The organism is uncultured Aquabacterium sp., assembly GCF_913773725.1.
GTDB lineage: Bacteria > Pseudomonadota > Gammaproteobacteria > Burkholderiales > Burkholderiaceae_C > Aquabacterium.
Genome location: NZ_CAJYGK010000016.1, coordinates 208976 through 215437, shown reverse-complemented (window position 1 = coordinate 215437; position 6462 = coordinate 208976). Strand labels below are relative to the sequence as shown.

Annotated in this window: 5 protein-coding genes; all 5 read left to right on the top strand. The window is 68.1% G+C overall.

Annotation, left to right across the window (positions count from 1 at the left end):
• The coding region (locus QZ709_RS02070) for an MBG domain-containing protein (protein WP_294635699.1) at positions 1–675 on the top strand (675 nt) is incomplete at its 5' end.
• A gap of 52 nt (positions 676–727) precedes the next feature.
• Complete coding sequence (locus tag QZ709_RS02065) at positions 728–2425, top strand: ShlB/FhaC/HecB family hemolysin secretion/activation protein (RefSeq protein WP_294635698.1); 1698 nt, start codon at positions 728–730, stop codon at positions 2423–2425.
• 42 nt (positions 2426–2467) lie between these two features.
• Positions 2468–4513, top strand: coding sequence for a penicillin-binding protein 2 (mrdA, locus tag QZ709_RS02060; protein WP_294635697.1), 2046 nt, complete (start codon positions 2468–2470; stop codon positions 4511–4513).
• Complete coding sequence (gene rodA, locus QZ709_RS02055) at positions 4510–5664, top strand: rod shape-determining protein RodA (RefSeq protein ID WP_294635696.1); 1155 nt, start codon at positions 4510–4512, stop codon at positions 5662–5664. The genes mrdA and rodA overlap by 4 nt, the downstream gene beginning before the upstream one ends.
• Before the next feature lie 127 nt (positions 5665–5791).
• Positions 5792–6457: a 2-polyprenyl-3-methyl-6-methoxy-1,4-benzoquinone monooxygenase gene (gene coq7 / locus QZ709_RS02050; protein ID WP_294635695.1), complete on the top strand. Its 666-nt coding sequence runs from the start codon at positions 5792–5794 to the stop codon at positions 6455–6457.
• Positions 6458–6462: the final 5 nt, after the last annotated feature.

Sequence of the window (6462 nt, the reverse complement as noted above, 5' to 3'; positions counted from 1 at the left end):
GCGCTGACGGTGACCGCCCAGGACGCCAGCCGCACCTACAACGGCCTGGCCTTCGAGGGTGGCAACGGCGTGAGCTACAGCGGCTTCGTCAATGGCGAAACCGCGGCCGTGCTCGGCGGCACGGTGGCCTACGGCGGCAGCGCCCAGGGCGCCGTGAACGCAGGCACCTACGGCATCATCGCCAGTGGCCTGACCGCCAAGAACTACGACCTGACGTACGCCAGCGGCACGCTGACCATCGACCCGGCGGCCCTGATCATCCGCGCCAACGACCTCACCAAGGTGCAGGACAACGTGCCGTTCTTCGGCGGCAACGGCGTGACCGCCACGGGTCTCGCTTCGACCGACACGCTGGCATCGCTGACAGGCACGCTGGTTTACGGTGGCACGTCGCAGGGCGCGGTGCTGCCCGGCTCGACCACGATCGTGGCGTCCGGTCTGGCGTCGTCGAACTACGCGATCACGTACGAAGCCGGACAGCTGACCATCCTGCCGGTCAACATCCTGCCGCCGGACACCAATCCGCCGACCGCCATCGACCCGCTGGCCGGCCTGGAGCCGACGGCCGCCGGTGAGCAGGAGGACGACAAGAAGATCCGCGCGCGCGTCCGCAAGGACAACAGCCCGATCCGTGATGAGAACGGCGCTGTCCGCCTGCCGCCGACCCTGCAGTGAGGCCTGAGCCTGCTGCCCTGTTGCAAGACGCTGAGAAGACCCACGCACTGTGATGCACAACCCGTTGCCGGCCCGCTGGGCCACGCCCTTTGCCCTGCTGTCCCTGAGCCTGGCCGTGTCGCAGGCGCTCGCTCAGGTCACGCCTTCGAACGCACCCTCGGCCGGTGATGTGGAGCGACTCGTGTCGCCCCCGCTGCAGGCCCCCACGCGGCCCGCCGACGAGCGTGCGGTCCAGCAGCGCGAGCAGCCCAAGCCAGGGGCGCAGAACGAAGGCCCCCGCATCGACGTGGCCCGACTGGTGATCACGGGCAACACCGTGTTCCGTACCGAAGAGCTCGATGCGCTCGTGGCCGAGGTGCCGGGCAAGACGTGGTCGCTGGCCGATCTGCAGGACGCGGTCTACCGCATCACGGCCTACTACCAGAACGCCGGCTACGGTGCGGCGCGCGCCATCTTGCCCGCGCAAGAGATCCGTGACGGCGTGGTGCAGGTGCTGGTCGTGGAAGGGCGCATCGGCAAGGTCAACATCGACAATCGCTCGCTGATCCGCGATGCGCAGGTCGCCGCTCTGGCTGGCCGCATGCCCGCTGGCAGCGTGGTGTTCGAGCCCACGCTGGAACGCCGCCTGCTGCTGCTGGGCGAAACCCCGGGCGCCAGCCGTGCCACGGTGCTGCTCAAGCCCGGTGCACAGACCGGCGAGACCGACCTGGATGTCACCGTCGAGCCGGGCTCCCGCGTGACCGGGCTCATCGAAGCCGACACGCATGGCAACCGCTACACCGGCTACAACCGCCTGGGCGCCACGGTCAACGTCAACAGCCCGGCCGGGCTGGGTGACCAGGTGCAGCTGCGCCTGCTGGCCACCGACGAGAATCTGCGCCAGGCCCGTCTGGGCTACCGCGTGCCGGTCGGCGGCTCGGGCTGGGTCGTGGGGGCGTCGTGGTCCGACCTGCATTACAAGCTGGGCCGTGAGTACGAACCGCTGAAGGCCTCCGGCTGGGCGCGTGTGGGCACGGTGCAGGCCACCTACCCGCTGTGGCGCTCTGTCGAGCACAGCGCCTTCCTGACGACCAGTTTCGAGCGCAAGAACTACGAAGACCGCTTCGCCTCGTTCGAGCCGGAGATCGTGAACCGCAAGCACAGCCGGGTGGCTGGCATCGGCCTGAACGGCTATGGCCTGGTGGGCAATGCCACCTACAGCTTTGCGGCGCTGTCCACGCACGGCCAGCTGGTGCTGGAAAACGAAGCCAACCGCGCAGCCGATGCCCAGGGCCTCAAGACCCACGGTGGCTTCAGCAAGTTCGTGCTGACGAGCAACATCACGGCCCCCGTGAGCGGCAACTGGAGCCTGTATGGCTCGGCGTACACGCAGTTGGCGTCGCAGAACCTGGATTCGTCCGAGCGCCTGTCGCTGGGCGGCATGCAGGGCGTGCGCGCCTATCCGCAGGGCGAGGCCACGGGTGACGAGGGTTACATCGCATCGGGTGAAGTGCGCTACACGCTGCCGCTGCAGGCCGTGCAGCTGGCTGGCTTCGTGGATTTCGGCCAGATCTGGCTGAACCGCCACCCGCTGCCCGACACCGAGAACCGGCGCATCCTGCGCGGCACGGGCCTGTCGCTGTTGTGGTCACCCCAGCCCACCACGGTCGTTCGCGTGACCGTGGCCACCCGCCTGGGTGACGAGCGGATCGTGTCCGAGCCCAGCAACGCCCGCACGCGCTGGTGGTTGCAGGGCGTCTGGCGCTACTGAGCGCCAGCGGGCACGCTACGATAGCGGGTTGCGCACCCGCTCATGACCGAACTCAAGAATCTCGAAGTCGAACTCAGCCGCTTCAGGCTTCGCCTGTGGGCGGCTGTGGCGTTCGTGCTGTTCTGTTTCGGCCTGCTCGTCTTCCGCCTCGTGACGCTGCAGGTGGTTCGCCATGAGCAGCTGGCCACCCAGGCCGAGAGCAACCGCATCGCGGTGGTGCCCATCGTGCCCAACCGCGGGCTCATCGTCGACCGCCATGGCATGGTGCTGGCCAACAACTACTCGGCCTACACCCTCGAGATCACGCCATCGAAGGTGAAGGACGTCGAGGCCACCATCGACGCCCTGACCGAGATTGTCGACATCCAGCCCCGTGACCGGCGCCGTTTCAAGCGCCTGCGGGAAGAATCCAAGAGCTTCGAGTCCATTCCCATCCGCACCCGCCTCAGCGACGAGGAGGTGGCCCGGTTCACGGCCCAGCGTTACCGCTTTCCCGGTGTGGACATCCAGGCCCGCCTGTTCCGCCACTACCCTTATGGCGAGCTGGCCAGCCACGTGCTGGGCTACATCGGCCGCATCAACCAGCGCGAAGCCAAGGCCATGGAAGACTGGCCGGAAGAGGACCAGGCCAACTACCGGGGCACCGAGCACATCGGCAAGTTGGGCATCGAGCAGAGCTACGAGCGCGAACTGCACGGCATCACCGGCGTCGAGGAGGTCGAGACCAGCGCGGGCGGGCGGGCCGTGCGCCGGCTGCGCTCCACGCCAGCCACGCCGGGCAACACGGTGCACCTGTCGATCGACATCAAGCTGCAGGGCCTCATCGAGCGCCTGTACGGCAACCGCCGGGGCGCCCTGGTGGCCATCGACCCGCGCAACGGCGAGGTGCTGGCCTTTGTCTCCAAACCCACGTTCGATCCGAACTTGTTCGTCGACGGCATCGACACCGAAAACTGGAAAGAGCTCAACGAGAGCGCCGACAAGCCGCTGCTCAACCGGGCGCTACGTGGCACCTACCCGCCGGGCTCGACCTACAAGCCCTTCATGGCGCTGGCCGCCCTGAACACCGGCAAGCGCAGCCCCAGCACCATCATCATGGACAACGGCGTCTTCCTGTTCGGGGGGCACCGCTTCCGCAGCCCGGAAAACGAGCGCGGCGGTGCGATGGACATGCGCCGCGCCATCGTTGAATCGAGCAACGTCTATTTCTATTCGCTGGCCAATGAGATGGGCGTGGACCTGATCCACGACCAGATGGCCCCGCTGGGCTTTGGCCGCCAGACTGGCATCGACCTCAAGGGCGAGGTCTCGGGCATCCTGCCGTCCACCGAATGGAAGCGCAAGACCTACCGTCGCCCCGAGCAGAAGAAGTGGTACGCGGGCGAGACCATCTCGCTGGGAATCGGCCAGGGCTACAACAACTTCACCATGCTGCAGATCGCGTCGGCGCTCGGCACGGTGGTGAGCGACGGGCAGCGCTACCAGCCTCGCATCGTGCGGGAGATCGAGAACGTCGTGACCCGCGAGCGGCGCATTCCGGAGCGCGAGGCCCTCTCGCCGATCAAGTTCCAGGCCGGCCACACCGGGCTCATCCGCGAGGCCATGTACGGCGTGACCCAGCAGGGCACGTCGACGCGTGTCTTCATGGGGGCGGGCTACACCAGCGGGGGCAAGACGGGCACCGCCCAGGCTGTCGGACTACGCCAGAACGAGAAGTACGTGGCCTCCCGGTTGGAGGAGTACCGTCGCGACCATTCGCTCTATGAGGCTTTCGCCCCGGTGGACGCTCCCCGGGTGGCGCTGGCCGTGATCGTCGAGAACGCCGGCTTCGGCGCTGCCGCCGCGGCCCCCATTGCCCGTCGCGTGCTGGACTACCTGCTGCTGGGGCTCTACCCCAGCGAGGAGGACATCGCGCTGGTCCAGCAAGGCAAAGGCGTGGCGCCGATCGGTACACCGCGGCGAGTCGAAGACGTCCCGCTGCCGCGGCGGATGGACGCCTTCGGGGCCGATGTGCCTCTGACCGTCGTAGGCGCCGCCAGCAGCGCGGCCGCCCGGCCCACCCCCGCCGCATCCCGGGAGCAGCCATGAGCATCGCGTTTGACAAACCCTCGCTGTGGCAGCGCGTGCGCCCGGTGTTCCAGGGCTTCGACCTGCCCTTGCTGCTCATTGTCCTGGCGCTGTGCACAACCGGGCTGGTGACCATGTATTCCGCCGGGTTCGACAACGGCTCCCGTTTCGGGGACCAGTCGCGCAACATGCTGCTGGCCGCGCTCGTGATGTTCACCGTAGCCCAGGTGCCACCTCAGCGGCTGATGAGCCTCGCGGTGCCGCTGTACATCCTGGGCATCGTCCTGCTGATTGCCACCGAGCTGTTCGGCATCACCAAAAAGGGCTCGACGCGCTGGCTGAACGTGGGCTTGGTCATCCAACCGTCCGAGATCCTGAAGATCGCTGCGCCGTTGATGCTGGCCTGGTGGTTCCAGCGACGGGAAGGGCAGTTGCGAGGGCCGGACTTTGCCATCGCAGGCGCGCTGCTGATGGCGCCCGTGGCCCTCATCCTCAAGCAGCCCGACCTGGGGACGGCCATGCTGGTGATGTCGTCCGGCCTGTACGTGATCTTCTTTGCCGGCCTGAGCTGGCGGCTGATCGTGCCCGTGCTGGCCGCCGGCGTGATCGGCATCAGCCTCATCGTCTGGTACGAGCCCCAACTGTGCCAGCCCGGTGTGAAGTGGCTGGGTCTGCACGAATACCAGAAGACGCGGGTGTGCACCCTGCTCGACCCGACGGTGGACCCGCTCGGCAAGGGTTTTCACATCATCCAGGGCATGATCGCCATCGGGTCCGGCGGCATGACGGGCAAGGGCTTCATGCAGGGCACGCAGACCCACCTCGAGTTCATCCCCGAGCGCACGACCGACTTCATCTTCGCCGCCTATGCCGAGGAGTTCGGGCTGGCGGGCTGCCTTGGTCTGATGGTCGGTTTCCTCGCCCTGATCTTCCGGGGGCTCTACATCGCGTCGCAGGCCCCGGTGCTGTTCTCCCGCCTGCTCGCAGGCGCCGTGTCGCTCAGTTTCTTCACCTACGCCTTCGTCAACATGGGCATGGTGAGCGGCATCCTGCCGGTGGTGGGGGTGCCCTTGCCCTTCATCAGCTACGGAGGCACGGCCATGGTCACCCTGGGGCTGGCGCTCGGCATCCTCATGTCGATCGCCAAGAGCCGCGGGTTGATGCAGCGCTGATCCGCTGCGCCCTGACGTCGGCCTGACCCGGGATCCGGTGGCCGTCGCACCACAACGGCCCGTCCTGCGCCACGGGCTTTGAGTACGATCAGGGCTCTGCCGCGCCAACCTGTCACCATCGGCGACCATGCACACCGCTCACGCCCCCGCCCGCTCCGCCGTCCAGCACGATGGCCTCGACCGCCTCCTGATCTCGCTGGATGCGGCGGTCCGCACGGTGTTTGCCGAGCACACGGCGGCGCGCCCGTGTCCGCAGCCTCCGGTCGAAGGCGCGGTGCTGACCGAGGAGCAGAAGCGCCTGTCGGCGGCCCTGATGCGGGTGAACCACGTGGGCGAGGTGTGCGCACAGGCGCTGTACGCCTCCCAGGCCTGGGGCACGAAGGACCCCGCGCTGAAGGCCCAGTTCGATGCGGCCGCGCGCGAGGAAACCGATCACCTGGCCTGGACCGAGCAGCGCCTCAAGGAGCTGGGCGGGCGCACCAGTCTGCTCAACCCGCTGTGGTACGCCGGCGCGTTCGGCATCGGCCTGCTGGCGGCACGCGCGGGCGACGCCGTCAGTCTGGGCTTCGTGGTCGAGACCGAGCGTCAGGTGGAGGCCCACCTCAACAGCCACCTCGACCGCCTTCCGCCGGGCGACGAAGCCTCGCGGGCCATCGTGCGGCAGATGCGCGACGACGAGGTCGAGCACGCCGATGCCGCGCTGGCGGCCGGGGGCGCGCCCCTGCCGCTGCCGGTACGGGGGCTGATGCGGCTGGCGGCCAAGGTGATGACCTTCACGGCCCACCGCATCTGAGCCCG

What these genes read in the sequence shown, in the direction of transcription:
- coq7 (WP_294635695.1), top strand. Translation starts at nt 5,792, where the DNA reads ATGCACACCGCTCACGCCCCCGCCCGCTCCGCCGTCCAGCACGATGGC.
- mrdA (WP_294635697.1), top strand. Translation starts at nt 2,468, where the DNA reads ATGACCGAACTCAAGAATCTCGAAGTCGAACTCAGCCGCTTCAGGCTT.
- QZ709_RS02065 (WP_294635698.1), top strand. Translation starts at nt 728, where the DNA reads ATGCACAACCCGTTGCCGGCCCGCTGGGCCACGCCCTTTGCCCTGCTG.
- rodA (WP_294635696.1), top strand. Translation starts at nt 4,510, where the DNA reads ATGAGCATCGCGTTTGACAAACCCTCGCTGTGGCAGCGCGTGCGCCCG.